Raw genomic sequence first — 18961 nt, 5'->3', positions numbered from 1 at the left:
CGCGGGCGACTAGCTGTGCCGGCGGACCTCGATCACCCGGAACCGGGAGGCGACGAAGGCCGCGTCGCAGTAGGCCGAGTTGGCGGCCGGGTTCGCGCCGGTGCCGTGCAGGTCTGAGAAGGCCGCCGTCTGGTTGACGTAGACCTGGCCGGTGAGGTTCAGCGACAGCGACACCCCCGCGTCCAGGCAGGCGCCGATGACGGCCTGCTCGACCAGCGGCGAGGTGGTGTAGGCGGCGGCGGTCATCGCGCCGCGGTCCCGTACGGTCTCCCGCAGCAGCTCGACCGCCTGCGCGGTGTCCTCGACCGCGACCACGAAGGCGATCGGGCCGAAGCACTCGTCCGGCAGCGCGCCGTCCCTGGCGTCCTTGCGGACCAGCGCCGGGGTGCGGATCAGCGCCTGCGGGAACTCGGCGGAGACCACCGCCCGCGGTGCCAGCGCCAGCTCGCCGAACTCGCCCTTCCCGGCCCGCTCGACCCGCTCCAGCACGCCCGGGTTGACGATCGCGCCGAGGATCGCCGCGGCCCGGGCGTCGTCGCCGAGCAGCCCGTCCAGCGCCCCGGCCAGGTCGGCGACGACCTCGTCCCAGGTCTTCGGCCCGGCCTCGGTGGCGATGCCGGTGCGCGGGATCAGCAGGTTCTGCGGGGTGGTGCACATCTGGCCGCTGTAGAGGGACAGCGAGAAGGCCAGGTTGGCGAGCATCCCCTGGTAGTCGTCGGTGGAGTCGACGACGATGGTGTTCACCCCGGCCTTCTCGGTGTAGACCAGGGCCTGCCGGGCGTGGTCCTCCAGCCAGTCGCCGAACGCGGTCGAGCCGGTGTAGTCGATCACCCGCACCTCGGGGTGCAGCGCCAGGGTCTTCGCCAGGCCCTCGCCGGGCTGCTCGGCCGCCAGCAGCACCAGGTCCGGGTTGAACCCGGCCTCGGCCAGCACCTCGCGGGCGGTCTGCACGGTGAGCGCCAGCGGCAGCACCGCCCGCGGGTGCGGCTTGACCAGCACCGGGTTGCCGGTGGCCAGCGAGGCGAAGAGCCCGGGGAAGCCGTTCCAGGTGGGGAAGGTGTTGCAGCCGATCAGCAGCGCCACGCCGCGCGGGACCGCGATGAACTCCTTGGTCATCCGCAGCGGGTCGCGCTTGCCCTGGGGCTTGGTCCACTCGGCGGTGGCGGGCAGCCGGGTCTGCTCGGCGTAGGCGCAGACGACGGCCTCCAGCGCGCGGTCCTGGGCGTGCGGCCCACCGGCCTGCAGGGCCATGCCGAAGGCCTGGCCGGTGGTGTGCATCACGGCGGCGGCGAACTCGGGGGTGCGCTTGTTGATCCGGGCCAGGATCTCGCAGCAGACGGCGGCGCGCAGCAGCGGACCGGCCTGCGCCCAGCCGGGCTGGGCGGCGCGGGCGGCGGCGACCAGCTGCTCGGGGTCACCGGCGTGCGGGTAGCTGACGCGCAGCTCGGGACCGTAGGGGGAGGTCTCGCCGCCCTGCTCGGGGGCGGGACCGACCCGGCCGTCCGTACCGGGCTGGTCGAGCAGCAGCTCAGTGCCCTGGAAGGTGTCCAGCGCGACCGGCTCTCCGTAGGCGCGGGGGCTCTCGGCGTGGGGGGACCAGTGGTCACGGGCGGCGAAGGCCGCCAGCGCACTCTCCAGGGTGGCGTGGTGGCGTTCGATCAGTTCGTGGGCCATGGGGGAGCTCCTTGTCGGTCCGGGCGACACTGCCGAACCCACAGTAACCGAATGATCGGTCGGCTCAAGAGTGCCTACCGCTCAGAGCTTCGCCAGCAGCCGCTCCAGCGTGGTCAGCTCGTCCTCGTCGAGGGCGAGCAGCGACTTCGGCGGCCGGCCGAGGATCGCCGCTGCCCGGGCGGCGGCGTCGGCACCGGCCTCGGTGAGGGTGACTATCTTGCAGCGGCGGTCGTCCGGATCGACGCTGCGCCGGACCAGGCCGCGGCGCTCCAGGTCGTCCACGATCAGCGTGGTGTAGGGCTTGTCGGTGGACAGCGTGGCGGTGAGCTCGCTCATCCGCTTCGGACCCGCGGCCAGCCGCCGCAGCGCCCGGCTGCGGCTGAAGCTCATGCCCAGCGCCTCGGACACCTCGCTGCGCCGGTCCTCCTGTTCCAGCACCAGCCGCCGCATCACCTCGAACACGGCGGACGCGGTCACCTGCTCGGCGGCGGGCGGTTCGGCGACGTGCGGTTCGGCGGCGGGCCTTTCGGCGACGGGCGGTTCGGCGACGGCCCGTTCGGCGGCGGGTTGGGGACCGGCCGGCTGGGGAACGGCCGGGCGCAGGGCGGTGGTGGACTGCTTGGCGTTCATACGCTGATCGGTGTCCTCACGTCCTCAGGGATGAGCCGAGCGGCATTGCGAGCCGCTGTCCCCTTGGCCCACCCGCCAGTGGTGAGAATACCCAGCAGCAGCACCGCGAGTCCGCAGCCCACAGTGATCCACCAACCGGTGTGACTGGCCTCGGTGAAGGTGGTCGAACCGTGCACCGCCGAAGTGACCACGGAGCCGATGACCGCGACCCCGAGCGACTGGCCGACCTGGCGGCTGGTGGAGGCCACGGCGGCGGCGACCCCGGCCTGGCTCCGGGGCATGCCGGAGACGGCGGTGTTCGTTATCGGCGCGTTCAGCATCCCGAAGCCGATACCGAACAGCACGTAGGCGATCATCAGCTGCCAGACCGGGGTGGTCAGGCTCAGCCCGGTCAGCATCAGCCCGCTCAGCGACATGGTGACACCCGCGACGACCAGCGGCAGCCGGGGCCCGCGCGCGCCGACGATCCGGCCGGACAACGGTGCGAAGGCCACCGTCATCGCCGCCATCGGCAGCGTGTACACACCCGCCTTCAGCGCGCTGAAGTGCAGGGCGTCCTGCAGGTACAGGGTGTTCAGGAAGAGGAACCCGGCCAGCGAGGAGAACCCGCAGACCGCGATGACGGTGGCGCCGGAGAACGGCACACTGCGGAAGAAGCGCAGGTCGATCAGGGGCTCGGCGCGCCGGGACTCGTAGCCCACCAGCCCGGCCAGCATGGCCGCGGCGGCGGCGAAGCAGCCCAGGGTCTGCCCGGAGAGCCAGCCCGCACCCGGGGCCTCGATGATCCCGTAGGTGAGTGTCACCAGCAGCCCGATGACCAGCAGCTGGCCGATCGGGTCCACCCGCCGGGCCTTGGCGGCCTTGGACTCCGGCACGAAGCGCCCGGCCAGGACCAGCGCGGCGATGCCGATCGGGATGTTGATCCAGAAGATCGACTGCCATCCGGCCGAACCGACCAGCAGCCCGCCGACGACCGGCCCCAGCGCCATGCTGACGCCGACGGTCGCACCCCAGACACCGATCGCCCGAGCGCGCTCCTTGGCGTCGGTGAAGGTGTTGGTGATGATCGACATGGCGACCGGGTTCAGCATCGAACCGCCGACCGCCTGGAGCATCCGGGCACCTATCAGCCAGCTCAGGCTGGGGGACAGGCTGCACAGCAGCGAGCCGAGGGTGAACAGCACCAGGCCGGTCTGGAAGGTCCGGCGGCGGCCGAGGCGGTCCCCGGTGGAGCCGGACAGCATCAGCAGGCTGGCCAGCACCAGCGTGTACGCGTCGATGGTCCACTGCAGCCCGGAGACGGAGGTGTGCAGGTCACGCTGGATCGAGGGGAGCGCCACGTTCACGATCGTGTTGTCGAGACCGACGATGAACAAGCTCATACAACAGATGGCCAGCACCAGGAAGCGGCGCCTGACGCTGAGTTCGGAAGCTGCTTCGGGCATGGGCGGATCCGTCCGGATAGTTCGACTTCTACAACAGTTACAACGCTACAACTACCACCTGGATCGGACAAGTCGATATCCGCCACCGGTCCCACGGACGGGTAGGCGATACTCGTCCCCATGGCCGACATCACCCCGGCGCGCCCGCGTCGCGACAGCTACACCGTCGAGACCCTGCTCGCCGTGACCGTCCGGGTCTTCAACGAGCGCGGCTACGACGGCACCTCGATGGAGGACCTGTCCCGGGCGGCGGGGATCAGCAAGTCGTCGATCTACCACCACGTCCGGGGCAAGGAGGAACTGCTGAGCCTGGCCGTCGGCCGGGCGCTGGACGGCCTGTTCGCCATCCTCGACGAGCCGGCCGCCGCCGAGGGCCCGGCCGCCGCGCGGCTGGAGCACGTCGTCCGGCGCACCACCGAGGTGCTGCTGGCCGAGCTGCCGTACGTGACCCTGCTGCTGCGGGTGCGCGGCAACACCGCCGCCGAGCAGTGGGCGCTGCACCGCCGCCGGGAGTTCGACCACCACGTCGCCGAGCTGCTCGCGGCCGCGGTGCGCTCCGGTGAGCTGCGCGCCGACGTGGACCCCCGGCTGGCCACCCGGCTGATCTTCGGAATGATCAACTCGCTGGTGGAGTGGTACCGCCCGGAGAGCGACGAGAAGGGCGTCGAGCAGATCGCCGACGCCGTGGTCGAGCTCAGCCTCAGCGGACTGCGGGCGTCCAGGGACTGACCCGCGGACCGGCCCGGGGCTCAGTCCGGCAGTACCGGCGTCCGGTCGGTCTCCTCGAACACCAGCAGGGTGTTGGTGCCGAGCACCTCCGGAATCCCCTGGATCCGGTTCAGCACCAGGTCGCGCAGCGCCCGGTTGTCCACCGTGTGCACCAGCAGCAGCACGTCGAAGTCGCCGCCGACCAGCGCGATGTGCTCCACTCCCGGCAGCTCCAGCAACTGGCCGCGCACCGTCCGCCAGGAGTTCTGCACGATCCTCAGGGTGATGTACGCCGAGGCGGCCTGGCCCGCCCGCTCGTGGTCCACCCGGGCGGTGAAGCCCCGGATCACCCCGTCCTCCACCATCCGCGCGATCCGCGCGTAGGCGTTCGCCCGGGACACGTGCACCCGCTCCGCCACCGACCGCACCGACGCCCGGCCGTCCTGCTGGAGCAGCCGCACGATCGCCCGGTCGATCCGGTCCAGCGGGCGCTGCTCGCCGGTGTCGTCGGCGGACGGCGCCACCACCGGCTGCCTGGGGTGGTCCCGTCCGGGGGTGCGCGGCGCCGCCGGGACCCGGCCCGTACCGCCGCCGACCCCGGGCCTGGGCGCCGTCCCGGTCCGACCGGGCACCGAGGCGGAACGCTGCCGGGCCCGCTCGGCCACCCACTCCGCCGCCGGGCCGCTGCGCAGCGGGGGCAGTGGGGCGCGGCGCCCCGAGGGTGACTCCGCGGATCCGGCCATCTGTTCACTGGGCATGTCCCCCCACCCTCCCACTGTGGACGTCCTGCTTCCAGCAGACCGCGACATCGGCCGTTTGTCCACCACTTGGGGAGAAGCGTAGTCAGTTCGATCAAACAACCGAACAATCGGTAGGGAGGACACCCCCTCCGCAGCACCCTTCTGCCCCCTTACCCACCCTGGAGGGCCACCATGACCGTGCTGGACCACCCCGCCGCACAGACATGGCCACCGGACGCCCACGCCCCGCGCCGCGACCCCGCGCCGCTGCTCCCGGACGCCGAGCCGGTCCGGATCCTCGGGACGCCCGCACTCGGCGGGCTCGACCCGGAACTACTGCGCGAGCTCTACCGCCGCCTGGTCGCCGGACGCCGCTACAACCAGCAGGCGACCACCCTCACCAAGCAGGGCAGTCTCGCCGTCTACCCCTCCTCCACCGGGCAGGAGGCCTGCCAGGTGGCGGCGGCGACCGCGCTGCGCCCCACCGACTGGCTGTTCCCCAGCTACCGCGACACCCTGGCGGTGGTCTCCCGGGGCGTCGACCCGGTCGAGGCGCTGACGCTGCTGCGTGGCAACGCCCACAGCGGCTACGACCCGTACCAGCACCGGGTCGCCCCGCTCAGCACGCCGCTGGCCACCCAGGCGCCGCACGCCGTCGGCCTGGCCCACGCCGCCCGGCTGCGCGGGGACGACACGGTCGCCCTGGCTCTGGTCGGCGACGGCGGTACCAGCGAGGGGGACTTCCACGAGGCGCTGAACTTCGCCGGAGTGCTCAACGCGCCGGTGGTCTTCCTGGTCCAGAACAACGGCTACGCGATCTCGGTCCCGCTCGCCAAGCAGTCGGTGGCGCCCACGCTGGCCCACAAGGCCGTCGGCTACGGCATCCAGGGCCGACTGGTGGACGGCAACGACGCCGCCGCCATGCACACCGTGCTCACCGAGGCGGTCGCGCACGCCCGCTCCGGGCAGGGCCCGGTCCTGGTGGAGGCGGTCACCTACCGGCTGGAGGCGCACACCAACGCCGACGACGCCGGGCGCTACCGCACCCCGGACGAGGTGGCGGCCTGGCAGCGGCACGACCCGCTGCCACTGCTGGAACGCGAGCTGCGGGCCCTGGGCCTGCTCGGTGACGAGGAGGTGGCGCAGGCGGCGGCCGAGGCCGAGGCGCTGGCCGCGCGGATGCGCGCGATGTTTCACGTGAAACCGGAGCTGGACCCGATGAGCCTGTTCACCCACGTCTACGCCGAACCCACGCCGCAGCTGCGGGAGCAGGCCGCCCAGCTGGCCGCCGAGCTCGCCGCCGAAGCCGAGGCACAGCAGGAAGCCGCCGCCCGATGACCACCCTCGCCCCACCCGCCACCGCCACCATGGCGCAGGCCCTCAACACCGCGCTGCGCGACAGCCTGCGCGCGGACCCGACCGTGCACGTCCTCGGCGAGGACGTCGGCACCCTGGGCGGCGTCTTCCGGATCACCGACGGCCTGGCCGCCGAATTCGGCGCCGACCGCTGCCTGGACACCCCGCTGGCCGAGGCCGGGATCCTCGGCACCGCCGTCGGCATGGCCATGTACGGGCTGCGGCCGGTGGTGGAGATGCAGTTCGACGCCTTCGCCTACCCGGCCTTCGAGCAGCTGGTCTCCCATGTCGCCCGGATGCGCAACCGGACGGCCGGTCGGATGCCGCTGCCGATCACCATCCGCATCCCCTACGGCGGCGGCATCGGCGGGGTGGAGCACCACAGCGACTCCTCCGAGGCGTACTACGCGCACACCCCCGGCCTGCACGTGGTCACCCCGGGCACGGTCGGCGACGCCTACGGGCTGCTGCGTGCGGCCATCGCCTCCGACGACCCGGTGGTGTTCCTGGAGCCCAAGCGGCTCTACTGGTCGAAGGCCGACTTCACACCGGACGCCCCGGTCCCGACGCTGGGCAAGGCCGTGGTCCGCCGCCCGCTCTCCCCCGGCGGCGGCTCCCCCGCCACCCTGCTCACCTACGGCCCCTCGCTGCCGCTCTGCCTGGAGGCCGCCGAGGCCGCCCGGGCCGAGGGCTGGGACCTGTCCGTGGTGGACCTGCGCAGCCTGGTGCCCTTCGACGACGAGACCGTGTTCGAGGCGGTCCGCGCCACCGGCCGGGCCGTGGTGGTGCACGAGTCGGCGGGCTTCGCCGGGGTCGGTGCGGAGATCGCGGCACGCGTCAGCGAGCGGTGCTTCCACCACCTCGCCGCGCCCGTGCTGCGGGTCACCGGCTTCGACATCCCCTACCCGCCGCCGATGCTGGAACGCCACCACCTGCCCTCGGTGGACCGCATCCTCGACGCGGTGGCCCGACTCCAGTGGGAGCAGTGAGCCAGATGGCCTCCGTACGCGAGTTCCCGCTGCCCGACCTGGGCGAGGGCCTGACCTCCGCCGAGATCGTCCGCTGGCTGGTGGAGGTCGGCGAGGTGATCGTGGTGGACCAGCCGGTGGCCGAGGTGGAGACCGCGAAGGCCGTGGTCGAGGTGCCCTGCCCGTACGGGGGCGTGGTGACCGCGCGCTTCGGCGAGGCGGGTACCGAGATCCCGGTCGGCGCGCCGCTGGTCACCGTCGCGGTCACGGCGGAGCCGGGCACGGACTCGGCTGGTGACAGCGCGACCGGCTCCGGCAACGTCCTGGTCGGCTACGGCACCACCGAGGGCGGCGGCGGTGCCCGGCGGCGCCGCGTCGGCGCCACCGCCCTCGCCGAGCGCGCTCCGGCGCCGGTGACCGTGCCGGTGACCGCACCGGTCGCCGCACCGGTCGGCCCCGTCGCCGTGCCCGCGCCGGTGACCGGCGTGCCCGCGGTGATCTCGCCGCTGGTCCGCCGACTGGCCCGGGAGCACCGGATCGACCTGGCCACGCTGCCCGGCAGCGGCCCGGACGGCCTGATCCTGCGCGCCGACGTGGAGCGGCGGATCTCCGCGCCCGGAACACCGCAGCCGGTCCAGCCGCCGGCCCAACCGCCGCTCCAGCAGCCCGAGTCGGAACTGGTACCGCTGCGCGGGGCGGCCCGGCTGGCCGCCGAGCGCTTCGCCCGCAGCCGCCGGGAGATCCCGGACGCCACCTGCTGGGTGGACGCCGACGCCACCGGCCTGCTGGCCGCCCGGGACGCGCTGAACGCCGACCCGGCGCAGCCCCGGATCGGCCTGCTGCCGCTGCTCGCCCGGATCTGCACCGCCGCGCTGGCCCGCCACCCGGAGCTCAACTCCACGGTGGTGACCGGCCCCGACGGCAGCCCCACCGGTATCCGCCGCAACCAGGCGGTGCACCTCGGCTTCGCCGCGCAGACCGAGCGCGGCCTGGTGGTACCGGTGGTCCGGGACGCGCACCGGCTCAGCAGCGAGCAGCTGGCCGCCGAGATGGCCCGGCTGGTGGCCGCCGCCCGGGCCGGTCGACTCAGCCCGCCCGAGCTGACCGGCGGGACCTTCACCCTGAACAACTACGGGGTCTTCGGCGTCGACGGCTCCACCCCGATCATCAACCACCCGGAGGCGGCCATGCTCGGCGTCGGCCGGATCACCGCCAAGCCCTGGGTGGTCGACGGTCAACTGGCGGTCCGGCAGGTGGTCCAGCTGTCGCTCAGCTTCGACCACCGGGTCTGCGACGGCGCGACCGCGGGCGGGCTGCTGCGCCTGGTCGCGGACGCCGTGGAGTCCCCGACCGCGCTGCTGCGCCACCTCTGAGCCCCCGGGTCCCGCGGTCGCCGGGCCCGGACCCCGGCGGCCCGGACCCCGGCGGCCCGGCGGTCCGGGCCCGGCGGCCCGGCGGTCCGGGCCCGGCGGCCCGGCGGTCCGGGCCCGGCGGCCCGGCGGTCCGGGCCCGGCGGCCCGGCGGTCCGGGCCCGGCGGCTCAGACCCGGCGCAGGATGAACCGGAACAGGCCGTTCTCGCCCTCGCCGTCGCGGACGAAGCCGACCCGGCCGACCACCGCCTGCGAGGCGGTGTTGCCGGGCTCGGTGTGCGCGACCACCGCCTCGACCCCGTCCCGGGCCAGCGCGTGGGCACACACGGCCCGGGCCGCCTCGGTGGCGTAGCCGTTGCCGCGCGCCGAGTCGGCGAGGTCGTAGCCGATCTCGGTGGAGCCCTCGCTCGGCGGTCCGTGGAAGCCGATGCCGCCGACGGCCACCCCGTCCACGGACCTGACCACCGCGTAGGTGCCCCAGTCCGGGTCGAACACCCCCGACAGCACGGCACTGGCGATCATCGTGCAGGCGTCCCGGGTGCCCTCGTACGGTCCCCCGGGGGCCCAGGTGAAGCCGCCGTCACCGCCGTTGCTCAGGTCGGCCGCCGCTGCCGGGTCGATGGGACGCAGTTCGAGGCGCTCACTGCGCAGCACGGTGGCCTGGCGGTCAGTCATGTCATCCCTTTGCACGAGGTTCGGCGGCGGCAGCGGGGCGCGGCGGAGGTTCACGGGCGCCGGTTCCACTGCCCGCCATCATGCCCAACCCGGTACCGTGCGGCCGAGACCGGGTCAGCCGGTGGCCCGCCCGGAGCTCCCGTCCCGGTCCCGGTCCCGCTCCCGCTCCCGGTCCCGGTCACCGTGCCCGGCGTCCAGAGCGGTGCGCCCGTGCGCGGCGAACAGTTCCCGCAGCCGCTCCCGGTCCGTGGCGGTGAGCGTCCGGTAGGCCAGTGGCCCGGCACCGCGCTGGTAGGGCCGCCACAGCACCGGGTCGTCGGTGTGCCAGCGCTCCGCCCGCAGCGCGGCCCTGGCGGTCTTGTGGGTCGCGGTCACCGGCATCGCCCGGACCAGCCGGACGAAGCGCGGCGGCATCTTGCTGCCGAGGTCCGGCTGCGCGCCCAGGAAGGCCGCCAACGAGCCCGCCAGGGACGCCAGTTCCCCGGCGACGCGGTCGGCGGGCGGGCCCGGCAGTTCGGTCCGGGGCTGCACCGCCGCCATCACCTGGTCCCCGGCCACCGGGTCCGGCACCGCGTACACCGCGACCGCCCGGGCCTGCTCCCAGCGGGCCAGGATGTTCTCGATGTCGGCGACCGCCAGGTTCTCGCTGTCGACCCGGAGCCAGTCGTCGCCGCGCCCGGCGAACCGGAACCAGCCGTCGGCGTCGCGGTGGAACAGGTCCCCGGTCCAGTACCAGCCGTCGCGGACCCGGGCCGCGCCCGCCTCCGGGTTGCGCCAGTAGCCCTCGAAGCCGGAGCCCGCCGTGCGGTTGACCAGTTCGCCGATCGCCTCGGCGCCGTTGACCAGGCGGCCGTGCCGGTCGAAGCGGGAGCGCGGGCACTCGGCGCCGGTGTCCGGATCGACCACGGCCAGGTCGTCGCCGGGCCCGGAACCCGCGCGGCCGACCGCTCCGGGCGGCGCGGCCGGGTCCTGCCGGAGGTTGCAGCCGCCCTCGGAGGAGCCGTAGCCCTCGACCAGGCGGCAGCCGAAACGCGCCTCGAAGCGGGCCGCGTCCACCGCCCCGGCCTCCGTGCCGAAGCCCAGCCGCAGCGGCGAGCGGGCGTCGTCCGGGCGCGGTTCGGTGGCCAGCACGTAGGACACCGCCCGGCCCACATAGGTGAAGTAGCGGGCCCGGTGCGCGCGGACGTCGTCCAGGAAGTGCGAGGCGGAGAAGCGGCGGCGCAGCGCGACGGTGCCCCTGGCCAGCAGCATCGGCGACCACAGGCCCATCAGCGCGTTGCCGTGGAACAACGGCATGCAGGCGTAGCCGGTGTCCTCGGCGGTGAGCCGGAACTGCTCGCGGAGCTTGTCCCCGGCCCGGGCCAGCCGCCGCTGGCTGCAGACCACCGCCTTGGGCGCGCCGGTCGATCCGGAGGTGAAGGTGAGCAGCATCCGGGTGCCGGGCCCGGGCAGCGCGGCGGGCGGCGGCGCGTCCCGGTAGGGCGCGAGCAGGTCGGCGTACCCGGGGTGGTCGACCACCAGCACCCGCTGCGGCAGCGGCGCGGCGGCGAGCAGCGGCAGCAGCCGGCGTTCGGTGACCAGTAGCGCGCAGTCGGTGTGCTGGATGTCGCGGTACAGGTCGGGGCCGCGCCGGGTGGGGTTGACGCCGACGGCGGTGGCCCCGGCCAGCACGCAGGCCTGGAGCCAGTGGACGTACTCCGGGGTGTTCTCCAGCAGTAGCCCGACGTGCGGGTAACCGCCGGGCGGCAGCAGGTCGCCGAGCAGCGCGGCCCGGGCGCAGGCGGCCCGCAGCACCGCGTCCTGGGTGTGGCTGAAGCCGTCGCCGACCAGGCCCGGGCGGAGCACCCCGCGCTGCGCGAGCACGGCCTCGACCAGCGTGGGCTGGGGCGTTCGGGCGGCCATCGGCGGTACCTCCAACACTTTCTGACGGATCGTCAGTCAATGTCGGTGATACCGCCGACGGCCACAGGCCGCAAGAGACGCGACAGCCCGGCGACGGTTACAGCACGAACGCCTCGGCGCCGGAGCCGCTGACCATGGGACGGCCCGCGGCCTCCCAGGCGTACATCCCGCCGTCGATGTTCACCGCCTCCCGCCCCTGCGCCACCAGGTACTGGACGACCTGCGCGGAGCGCCCGCCGACCCGGCACATCACATAGAGCCGCTCGTCCGGCAGCTCCGCGAGCCGGGCGACCACCTGGCCCATCGGGATGTGCAGCGCCCCCTCCACATGCCCGGCCTCCCACTCGTCCTGCTCCCGGACGTCGAGCAGCGCGCCCTCGGCGGGCACAGCGGCGGCGTCCACGGTGGGGACGGCGGCGTGGAACATGGGTCACTCCCTGGCACTGCCCCGGCTGCTCCGAGGGACTGCCCCCATTCTCGCTGATCCCCGCCCGCGCCCGGGCCCGGTTCGCTCAGCCGCCGATGCCGTCGCTGCCGCCGAGCACCCGGTCCAGCTCCGCCTGCCGCGCGGCCACGCTCCCCAGCAGCTGCTCCGCCAGCACCGTCAGCAGCGCGTCCGGGTCGTCCGGCAGCAGCATCAGCAGCTGCCCCATCGGACTGTCCACCAGCTCGGCCCGGGCCGCCGCGATCCGGGCCAGCCGCGCGGTCAGCCACTCCAGCCGCTGCCGCAGCCAGGCCGCGCGCTCCGGGCTGCCGCTCACCGGCGCGCCCGCGTCGCCGGTCTCCCCGGCCCACTCCTCGGCCAGGGCCGCCAGCTCCAGCACATCGCCGCGCGCGTACGCGGCGTTGACCCTGGCGATGAACACCCCGCGCAGTTCCTGCTCGGCCGGGTCCTGGGCCAGGTCGGGGTGCGCCCGCCGGGCCAGGTCGCGGTAGAGCCGCTGCGCCTCCCGGTCCGGGCGGATCCGCTGCGGCGCCTGCGGGATCAGCGGCTGCGCCGGATCCCCGCCCTCGGCCCCACCGGAGGCCCCCGCGGAACCCGCGGTGCCCGCGGAATCGGCCGACGGCTCCGCGAAGAACGCCTCCAGGTCCGGCATCGGCTCCAGGATGCTGCGGGCCTCGAAGGCCCGGCGGATGTCCTCCGGATCGCCGCTGCGTGCCGCCGTGGCCTCGGCGATCAGCGCGTCCAACTCGTCCAGCCGGACGTACATCGGGCCCAGCCGCTGGTGGTGCACCAGCGCGAAGTTGTCCAGTTCCACCCGCAGCGTCTCCACCGCGACCTCGGCCTCGACCCACTCCGCCTCGGCCCGGGCGACCTGCTCCTCCAGCTGCTGCTCCTCGGGGTCGCTCCACCGGACCGGGGTGTCGGCAGCCATGTCCAACCTCACTGCTTGTCGTTTGTACCGCGTGCCAGCCCCGTCACCCTACTGTCCCGCGGCGAACCGTTGAGGGCGCACACTAGGGCGTGCGAGCCCGCGCACGCTCCTGGACACGGAAGAGAAACGCTGAAAACGGACGGCGGCGGCAGGATTCGTGCTTGCCTGGGGTGTCCACGCGGTGGTGGGGCGCAGGTGCCCCACCGTGCTGCCTGTGGTTCAAGGCCATGGCGCGCAGGGGAAGAGTGCTGGGGGGAACGACGGGAGCTGAGGGAAGGTGAGCATGCCGGAGGAGACCTTCGCCGCGCCCGCACGGCCGGCACCGGGGGCGCACGGCACCGACGCCCCACCGCCCGGGACCACCGCGGAGCTGACCGCCCTGGTCCGGCTGGCGGCCCTGATGGTCGACCCGGACGGGCGGCTCACCCTCTGGAACCGCGCCGCCGAGGAGCTCTTCGGCCACCGCCGGGACGAGGTCTTCGACCGCACCGCCTCCGGCCTGCTCCCGCTGGCCCGGCACCACGGCGACTCCCCGCTGCCCGGCGCCCAGGCCGCCGCCGACCAGCCGGGCGCCACCGGCCGCCTCGGCGACGCCCTCGACCAGCTGGACGACCTGACCAGCTACGCCCCCTCCTGGAGCGGCGACCTCGCGGTCACCGACCGCGACGGGCGCACCGTCAGCGCCCTCTGCTGGGCCTACCGGCTGATCGAACCCACCGGCCGCAGCCTGCTGGTGCTCGCCGCCGACGGCCGACGGCTGCGCGCGGCCGGCCCCCGGCTCGGCCTCGGCGAACGGGTGCTGCGCTACGCGGGCGCCGCCGCCGCCCCGGAACCGGACCTGGAGCTGGACGTCAGCGCGGTGCTGATGCCCGCGCCGGACCCCGACGGCGCCGCCGACCGGCTGGTCCCGCTGCTCCCCCGGACCAGCACCGACCGCCGCCGCAGCCTGCTCGGCCAGGTCGTCGCGGCCGGAGCCCCCGGTCTGCGGGTGGACGGCACGCTGCTGCCGCTGCGGCCGTACCAGCCCAAGGAGGGCGCCACCGCGAGCGGGCCCGCCCCGACCGTGCCCGGCCCGGGCGGCGCCGAGCCGCGCCAACGGCCGAACGGCAGCGGGCCGCAGCTCCCGGCGGTGCCCACGCCGCGCAGTGCTCCGGCCGCGCGGCCCAGGCGCTCCACCGCCGAGGACGGCCCGTTCACCGGCCCGCCGTCGACCCCCACGCTCACCCTGTCCTCCTCCGCCCTCCCCACCCTGGACCTGCCCGCCACCGAACCCGTCAACGAGCAGTTGCGGCTGCTCAGCCACGTCGGCGCGCAGATCGGCACGACGCTCGACCTGGATGCCACCGTCCGCGAGCTGTGTGACGTGGTGGTCCCCAACATCGCCGACTTCGCCTGCGTGGACCTGCGCGACCGGCTGATCACCGACGCCGAGCTGCCCCGCGACCTGCCCGACGACGAGACCCGGCTGCGGCGGGTGGCCGTGGCCTTCAGCGAACCGCTGGCCGGGTACCAGCACCGGGTACGGGTCGGCAGCCTGCTGGCGCTGCCCCGGAGCACCCCGTCCGGCTTCGCGCTGCAGACCAACCAGCCGGTACTGGTGCCGCGGGTGGACCGGGAGGTGGCCCGCGGCTGCGCGGCCGGACGCGGCGGCTCCGACCTGGTCCCGCTGTTCGAGGGCCGCTCGATGCTGACCCTGCCGCTGGCCGCGCGCGGCACCGTGCTCGGCATCCTCACCCTGCTGCGCACCGACGACCGGCCGCCCTTCGACCAGACCGACGCCTCCTACCTGCGCGAACTGGCCGCCCGCGTGGCACTGTCGGTGGACAACGCGCGGTTGCACCGGGTGGAGGCGAAGACCGCGCTGACGCTGCAACGCAGCATGCTGCCGTCCCGGCCGCCGAAGATCCCCGGGGTGCTGATCGCCCACCGCTACCTGCCCGGCGACCGCCGGGCCGAGGTCGGCGGCGACTGGTTCGACGCCATCCAGCTGCCCGGCAGCCGGGTGGCCCTGGTGGTCGGCGACGTGATGGGCCACGGCCTGCACTCGGCGGTGGCCATGGGCCGGTTCCGCACCGCCATGCAGACCCTGGCCGCGCTGGACCTGCCGCCGGGACAGATCCTGCGGCACCTGGACAACCTCTCCCAGCGCCTCGGCGACGACCACCTGGCGACCTGCCTCTACGCCGTCTACGACCCGATCGCCCGGACCTGCGTCATCGCCGGAGCGGGCCACGTCCCGCCGGTGCTGGTGCACCCGGACGGGCGCGGCGAACTGCTGGAGATCCCCTCCGGGGCGCCGATCGGCGTCGGCGGGGTGCCCTTCGCCTCCCGCGAGATCAAGGTCTCCGACGGCAGCATGCTGGTGCTGTGCACCGACGGCCTGGTGGAGATGCGCGGCGGCGACATAGGGGACGGCCTGGCCGCCCTGTGCGGCGACATCGTCGACCCGAGGCGCAGCCCGGACGAGGTCTGCGACACCGTGCTGGAGCGGCTGCACACCGACGACCGCAACGACGACCTGGCGCTGCTGATCGCCCGCTTCGACGGCATCCCGCCGCAGGACGTCATGTCCTGGTCGCTGGAACTCGATCCGGAGGAGGTCGGCCGCGCCCGGCGGCTGGTCCGCGAGCAGCTGGCCCAGTGGGGCCTGGACGAACTGGCCGAGACCACCGCGCTGCTGGTCAGCGAACTGGTCACGAACGCGCTGCGGGTGGCCGGGAACCGGGTCCAGCTCCAGCTGATGCGGGTCGACAAGCTGCTGGTCGAGGTCAGCGACGACGACCACAACCTGCCCTCGCTGGAGCCCTCCGAAGCGCTGGACGAGGACGGCCGGGGCCTGAGCCTGGTCAGCCAGCTGTCGGCGCGCTGGGGCACCAGCCGCAAGGCGGTCGGCAAGGTCGTCTGGTTCGAACTGCCGCTGCCGCACCGGGGCTGACCCGGCGACGGTTCTCGGCCCGAACGGGGGGCCGCGCCGCGTCCGCGCCACTACGGTGCTACCTCTTTACGGGTCGAGCCGACAAACCGATCAGAGGAGCACAGGTGTCCAGCCGCCAGTCCAGCACGCCCGAGACCACCCCGCCGCAGCCGGACCCGAGTCCGGTCGCGCCAGGCACCGGTGACGGCAACGAACCGGCCGCACACCAGCCCCGAGCCGAGTCCATCGACGCCATCCAGCGCGAACTCACCGCTTTCGCCCGGCGCTCCCGCTCGCAGGCCTCGCAGATCCACCCGGGCCTGACCCTGGTCACCTACGCCATCCTGGACCTGCTCCGCGAGCGCGGCGGCTGCCGGGGCACCGACCTGGCCGCCCACTTCATGCTGGACAAGTCCACGGTCAGCCGCCAGGTCACCGCCCTGGAACGGCTCGGCCTGGTCGAACGCAGCACCGACCCGGAGGACCAGCGCGGGCAGATCATCCGCACCTCCACCCAGGGCAGCGCGCTGCTCCAGTCGGTCAGCGAACAGCGCCGACTGGCCTTCCTCAGCCGGCTCGCGGACTGGCCGGACGAGGACCTGGAGCGCTTCGCCTCCTACCTCACCACCTACAACAGTTCGTACAGCTCCCCGACCGACACCCCGACCGGCCAGCGCTGACCTGCGCTGCTTGACAGCGCCGCGACCGCCATCCGATGGTAGTCCGAGCATTCGCGATGTATCGCGTTACTTGGGGGACAACACAGCATGAACATCGCCCGGCGGCTCACCGCCATGCCCTGCGGACGGCGCAGCAAGTGGGTCGTCCTCGCCGTCTGGATCGTCCTGCTGGTGGCCCTCGGGCCGCTCGCCGGAAAGCTCACCGGGGCCGAGAACAACCAGGCCTCCAGCTGGCTGCCCGGCAGCGCCGAATCGACCAAAGTGGTCAACCTGCAAGGGCAGTTCACCAGCATCCAGAACGTCCCGGCCGTCGTCGTCTACGACCGGGCCGCCGGGATCACCCCGGCCGACCGGGCCAAGGCCACCGCTGACGCCGCCGCCTTCGCCAAGGTCCCCGACGTCTACGGGCAACCCGCCGGACCGGTCCTGTCCAAGGACGGCCAGGCGCTGGAGACCGTGGTCGCGGTGGACATGACCGGACGCAGCTGGAACGACCTCACCACCGTCGTCAACAGCCTCCGCTCGGTCGCCGGTGACGGCGACCCCGGCCTCACCGTCCACATCACCGGACCGGCCGGCAGCGGCGCCGACCAGAACAAGGCCTTCGCCGGGATCGACGGCACCCTGCTCTACGCCACCCTCGGCGTGGTGGTGCTCCTGCTGCTGCTCACCTACCGCAGCCCCACCCTGTGGCTGCTCCCGCTGCTCTCCTCCGGCCTGGCGCTGATCACCGCCGAGGCCGTCATCTACCTGCTGGCGAAGCACGCCGGACTGACCGTCAACGCCCAGAGCGCGGGCATCCTGCTGGTCCTGGTGATCGGCGCGGGCACCGACTACGCGCTGCTGCTGGTCGCCCGCTACCGCGAGGAACTGCGCCGCCACGCCGACCGGCACGAGGCCATGGCCGAGGCGCTGCACCGGGCCGGACCGGCGATCCTGGCCAGCGCCGGCACCGTCGCCCTGAGCATGCTCTGCCTGCTGTTCTCGCAGATGAACTCCACCAGCGGCCTCGGACCGGTCTGCGCCCTGGGCATCGCGGTCGCCCTGGCGGCGATGCTGACGCTGCTCCCGGCACTGCTGACGATCACCGGACGCTGGGTCTTCTGGCCGGTCAAGCCCGGTTTCGGGACCGCCGAGCCGACCGAGAGCGGGGTCTGGGCGCGGATCGGCGGCGGCATCTCCCGCCGCCCCCGGCTGGTCTGGGCCGGGACCGCGCTGGCCCTGGGCGCACTGGCGCTGGGCATGTTCAGCCTCAAGGCCGACGGCATCAGCAGCTCGGGCACCTTCACCGACAAGCCGGACTCGGTGGTCGGCCAGTCCGTGCTGGACGCGCACTTCCCCGGCGGCACCGGCTCCCCGGTGGTGGTCATCGTCGACGCGGGCGCCGCCACCGCCGCCCGGCAGGCCCTGGCCGGGACGCCGGGGATCACCGCGACCACCCCGCCGCTGGTCAAGGGCGGCCTCGCCTACCTCAACGGCGAGTTGGGCAGCGACCCGTCCAGCAAGGCCGCCGAGGACACCGTGGACCGGGTCCGCACGGCCGAGCACGCGGTCCCCGGCGCACGGGCCGAGGTCGGCGGGAGCACCGCCGTGGTGCTGGACACCCAGCGGGCCTCGCGGCACGACGACTTCGTGATCATCCCGATCGTGCTGGTGGTGGTGCTGCTGGTACTGGGCCTGCTGCTGCGGGCGGTGGTGGCGCCGCTGCTGCTGATCGGCACGGTGGTGCTGTCCTTCGCCTCGGCGCTCGGCCTCAGCTCCCTGGTCTTCCAGCACCTGTTCCACTTCCAGGGCGAGGACAGCGCCTTCCCGCTGTTCGTCTTCGTCTTCCTGGTCGCGCTGGGCATCGACTACAACATCTTCCTGATGAGCCGGGTCCGCGAGGAGTCCATGGTCCGGGGCACCCGGCGGGGCGCCCTGGCCGGTCTGTCGGCCACCGGCGGGGTGATCACCTCCGCCGGGCTGATCCTGGCCAGCACCTTCGCCGTGCTCGGGACGCTGCCGGTGGTCTCCTTCGCCGAGATCGGCTTCGCGGTCGCGGTCGGCGTGCTGCTGGACACCCTCGTGGTCCGCTCGATCCTGGTCACCGCGCTGGCCATGGACCTGGACCGGCGGCTGTGGTGGCCCAGCGCGCTCAGCCGGGCCACCGGACCCGGCTCGGTCACCGCCGCCCAGGGCGGCCCGCACCACTCCTCGATGCGGGCCGGGCAGGGCCGCTGACCCCGGCTCAGCCCGCCGCCGACCAGGCCGCCCGGAATAAGCACAGCTCCGGGCGGCCTTGTCCATGGGCAGCAGTCCGCACACCCAGGGAGCAGCACATGCCGCACATCCAGGTCCAGCACCTCGCCGGGCGCAGCAGCGAGCAGAAGCGGGAGCTCGCCCGCGAGCTCACCGAGGCCTACGTCCGGGTCACCGGCATCGAGCCGGAGAAGGTCTGGCTCACCTTCCAGGACGTCCCGACCGAGGACTGGTCCATCGGCGGCACCCTGATCGCCGATCGCGGCTAGCTGCGGCCGACGCAG

16 protein-coding genes are annotated in these 18961 nt (G+C 74.0%); 8 read left to right on the top strand and 8 right to left on the bottom strand.

Annotated features, from left to right (window positions below; genetic code table 11):
• Positions 1 to 9 precede the first annotated feature (9 nt).
• The 3 genes from paaN to GXP74_RS00235 all read right to left on the bottom strand — a co-directional run bounded on the left by paaN (position 10) and on the right by GXP74_RS00235 (position 3749).
• Positions 10 to 1674, bottom strand: a complete 1665-nt coding sequence (gene paaN / locus GXP74_RS00245) for a phenylacetic acid degradation protein PaaN (protein WP_182449396.1) — start codon at positions 1672 to 1674, stop codon at positions 10 to 12.
• 81 nt (positions 1675 to 1755) lie between these two features.
• Positions 1756 to 2304, bottom strand: a complete 549-nt coding sequence (locus GXP74_RS00240; RefSeq protein ID WP_225447619.1) for a MarR family winged helix-turn-helix transcriptional regulator — start codon at positions 2302 to 2304, stop codon at positions 1756 to 1758.
• Complete coding sequence (locus GXP74_RS00235; protein ID WP_182449395.1) at positions 2301 to 3749, bottom strand: MFS transporter; 1449 nt, start codon at positions 3747 to 3749, stop codon at positions 2301 to 2303. The genes GXP74_RS00240 and GXP74_RS00235 overlap by 4 nt, the downstream gene beginning before the upstream one ends.
• A 120-nt stretch (positions 3750 to 3869) precedes the next feature.
• Between GXP74_RS00235 and GXP74_RS00230 the strand changes: the two genes are divergently transcribed.
• Complete coding sequence (locus tag GXP74_RS00230; RefSeq protein ID WP_182449394.1) at positions 3870 to 4478, top strand: TetR/AcrR family transcriptional regulator; 609 nt, start codon at positions 3870 to 3872, stop codon at positions 4476 to 4478.
• A gap of 20 nt (positions 4479 to 4498) precedes the next feature.
• Here GXP74_RS00230 and GXP74_RS00225 read toward each other — a convergent pair whose 3' ends face one another.
• Positions 4499 to 5215: an AsnC family transcriptional regulator gene (locus GXP74_RS00225; RefSeq protein WP_370468355.1), complete on the bottom strand. Its 717-nt coding sequence runs from the start codon at positions 5213 to 5215 to the stop codon at positions 4499 to 4501.
• Between the two features lie 174 nt (positions 5216 to 5389).
• On the opposite strand from GXP74_RS00225, the gene pdhA reads away from it, so the two are divergent.
• From pdhA to GXP74_RS00210, 3 genes are read left to right on the top strand one after another with little or no spacing between them, the layout of a single operon-like run.
• Positions 5390 to 6535: a pyruvate dehydrogenase (acetyl-transferring) E1 component subunit alpha gene (pdhA, locus tag GXP74_RS00220; protein WP_182449393.1), complete on the top strand. Its 1146-nt coding sequence runs from the start codon at positions 5390 to 5392 to the stop codon at positions 6533 to 6535.
• Positions 6532 to 7542, top strand: coding sequence for an alpha-ketoacid dehydrogenase subunit beta (locus GXP74_RS00215; RefSeq protein WP_182449392.1), 1011 nt, complete (start codon positions 6532 to 6534; stop codon positions 7540 to 7542). The genes pdhA and GXP74_RS00215 overlap by 4 nt, the downstream gene beginning before the upstream one ends.
• Before the next feature lie 5 nt (positions 7543 to 7547).
• Positions 7548 to 8894 carry a dihydrolipoamide acetyltransferase family protein gene (locus GXP74_RS00210; protein WP_182449391.1) on the top strand — a complete coding sequence of 449 codons (1347 nt, stop codon included), beginning with the start codon at positions 7548 to 7550 and terminating at the stop codon, positions 8892 to 8894.
• Positions 8895 to 9060: 166 nt separating this feature from the next.
• Here the strand turns inward: GXP74_RS00210 and GXP74_RS00205 are convergent, their stop codons facing one another.
• The 4 genes from GXP74_RS00205 to GXP74_RS00190 form a co-directional block, all read right to left on the bottom strand.
• Entirely contained in the window at positions 9061 to 9567 is a 507-nt protein-coding gene (locus tag GXP74_RS00205; RefSeq protein WP_182449390.1) for a GNAT family N-acetyltransferase, read from the bottom strand.
• Between the two features lie 114 nt (positions 9568 to 9681).
• Positions 9682 to 11469: an AMP-binding protein gene (locus GXP74_RS00200; protein ID WP_182449389.1), complete on the bottom strand. Its 1788-nt coding sequence runs from the start codon at positions 11467 to 11469 to the stop codon at positions 9682 to 9684.
• 97 nt (positions 11470 to 11566) lie between these two features.
• Complete coding sequence (locus tag GXP74_RS00195; protein WP_182449388.1) at positions 11567 to 11896, bottom strand: rhodanese-like domain-containing protein; 330 nt, start codon at positions 11894 to 11896, stop codon at positions 11567 to 11569.
• 85 nt (positions 11897 to 11981) lie between these two features.
• On the bottom strand, positions 11982 to 12845 hold the full coding sequence (locus GXP74_RS00190) for a hypothetical protein (RefSeq protein WP_182449387.1): 864 nt from the start codon (positions 12843 to 12845) through the stop codon (positions 11982 to 11984).
• Between the two features lie 283 nt (positions 12846 to 13128).
• Between GXP74_RS00190 and GXP74_RS00185 the strand changes: the two genes are divergently transcribed.
• From GXP74_RS00185 to GXP74_RS39925, 4 genes are all read left to right on the top strand, one after another.
• Entirely contained in the window at positions 13129 to 15780 is a 2652-nt protein-coding gene (locus GXP74_RS00185) for a SpoIIE family protein phosphatase (RefSeq protein WP_182449386.1), read from the top strand.
• Between the two features lie 104 nt (positions 15781 to 15884).
• Positions 15885 to 16439 carry a MarR family winged helix-turn-helix transcriptional regulator gene (locus tag GXP74_RS00180; protein ID WP_370468354.1) on the top strand — a complete coding sequence of 185 codons (555 nt, stop codon included), beginning with the start codon at positions 15885 to 15887 and terminating at the stop codon, positions 16437 to 16439.
• Between the two features lie 87 nt (positions 16440 to 16526).
• Positions 16527 to 18659, top strand: a complete 2133-nt coding sequence (locus GXP74_RS00175; RefSeq protein WP_182449385.1) for an MMPL family transporter — start codon at positions 16527 to 16529, stop codon at positions 18657 to 18659.
• Positions 18557 to 18946 carry a 4-oxalocrotonate tautomerase family protein gene (locus tag GXP74_RS39925; RefSeq protein WP_370468353.1) on the top strand — a complete coding sequence of 130 codons (390 nt, stop codon included), beginning with the start codon at positions 18557 to 18559 and terminating at the stop codon, positions 18944 to 18946. The genes GXP74_RS00175 and GXP74_RS39925 overlap by 103 nt, the downstream gene beginning before the upstream one ends.
• Positions 18947 to 18961 lie beyond the last annotated feature (15 nt).

It is taken from the genome of Streptacidiphilus sp. P02-A3a, from assembly GCF_014084105.1.
Taxonomy (GTDB): domain Bacteria; phylum Actinomycetota; class Actinomycetes; order Streptomycetales; family Streptomycetaceae; genus Streptacidiphilus.
The sequence above is the reverse complement of the archived record's forward strand: the minus strand, read 5'-3'. Positions and strand labels throughout refer to the sequence as shown.

Coding starts and splice junctions, on each gene's coding strand:
- paaN (WP_182449396.1), bottom strand. CDS start 1,674: ATGGCCCACGAACTGATCGAACGCCACCACGCCACCCTGGAGAGTGCG.
- GXP74_RS00240 (WP_225447619.1), bottom strand. CDS start 2,304: ATGAACGCCAAGCAGTCCACCACCGCCCTGCGCCCGGCCGTTCCCCAG.
- GXP74_RS00235 (WP_182449395.1), bottom strand. CDS start 3,749: ATGCCCGAAGCAGCTTCCGAACTCAGCGTCAGGCGCCGCTTCCTGGTG.
- GXP74_RS00230 (WP_182449394.1), top strand. CDS start 3,870: ATGGCCGACATCACCCCGGCGCGCCCGCGTCGCGACAGCTACACCGTC.
- GXP74_RS00225 (WP_370468355.1), bottom strand. CDS start 5,215: ATGCCCAGTGAACAGATGGCCGGATCCGCGGAGTCACCCTCGGGGCGC.
- pdhA (WP_182449393.1), top strand. CDS start 5,390: ATGACCGTGCTGGACCACCCCGCCGCACAGACATGGCCACCGGACGCC.
- GXP74_RS00215 (WP_182449392.1), top strand. CDS start 6,532: ATGACCACCCTCGCCCCACCCGCCACCGCCACCATGGCGCAGGCCCTC.
- GXP74_RS00210 (WP_182449391.1), top strand. CDS start 7,548: ATGGCCTCCGTACGCGAGTTCCCGCTGCCCGACCTGGGCGAGGGCCTG.
- GXP74_RS00205 (WP_182449390.1), bottom strand. CDS start 9,567: ATGACTGACCGCCAGGCCACCGTGCTGCGCAGTGAGCGCCTCGAACTG.
- GXP74_RS00200 (WP_182449389.1), bottom strand. CDS start 11,469: ATGGCCGCCCGAACGCCCCAGCCCACGCTGGTCGAGGCCGTGCTCGCG.
- GXP74_RS00195 (WP_182449388.1), bottom strand. CDS start 11,896: ATGTTCCACGCCGCCGTCCCCACCGTGGACGCCGCCGCTGTGCCCGCC.
- GXP74_RS00190 (WP_182449387.1), bottom strand. CDS start 12,845: ATGGCTGCCGACACCCCGGTCCGGTGGAGCGACCCCGAGGAGCAGCAG.
- GXP74_RS00185 (WP_182449386.1), top strand. CDS start 13,129: ATGCCGGAGGAGACCTTCGCCGCGCCCGCACGGCCGGCACCGGGGGCG.
- GXP74_RS00175 (WP_182449385.1), top strand. CDS start 16,527: ATGAACATCGCCCGGCGGCTCACCGCCATGCCCTGCGGACGGCGCAGC.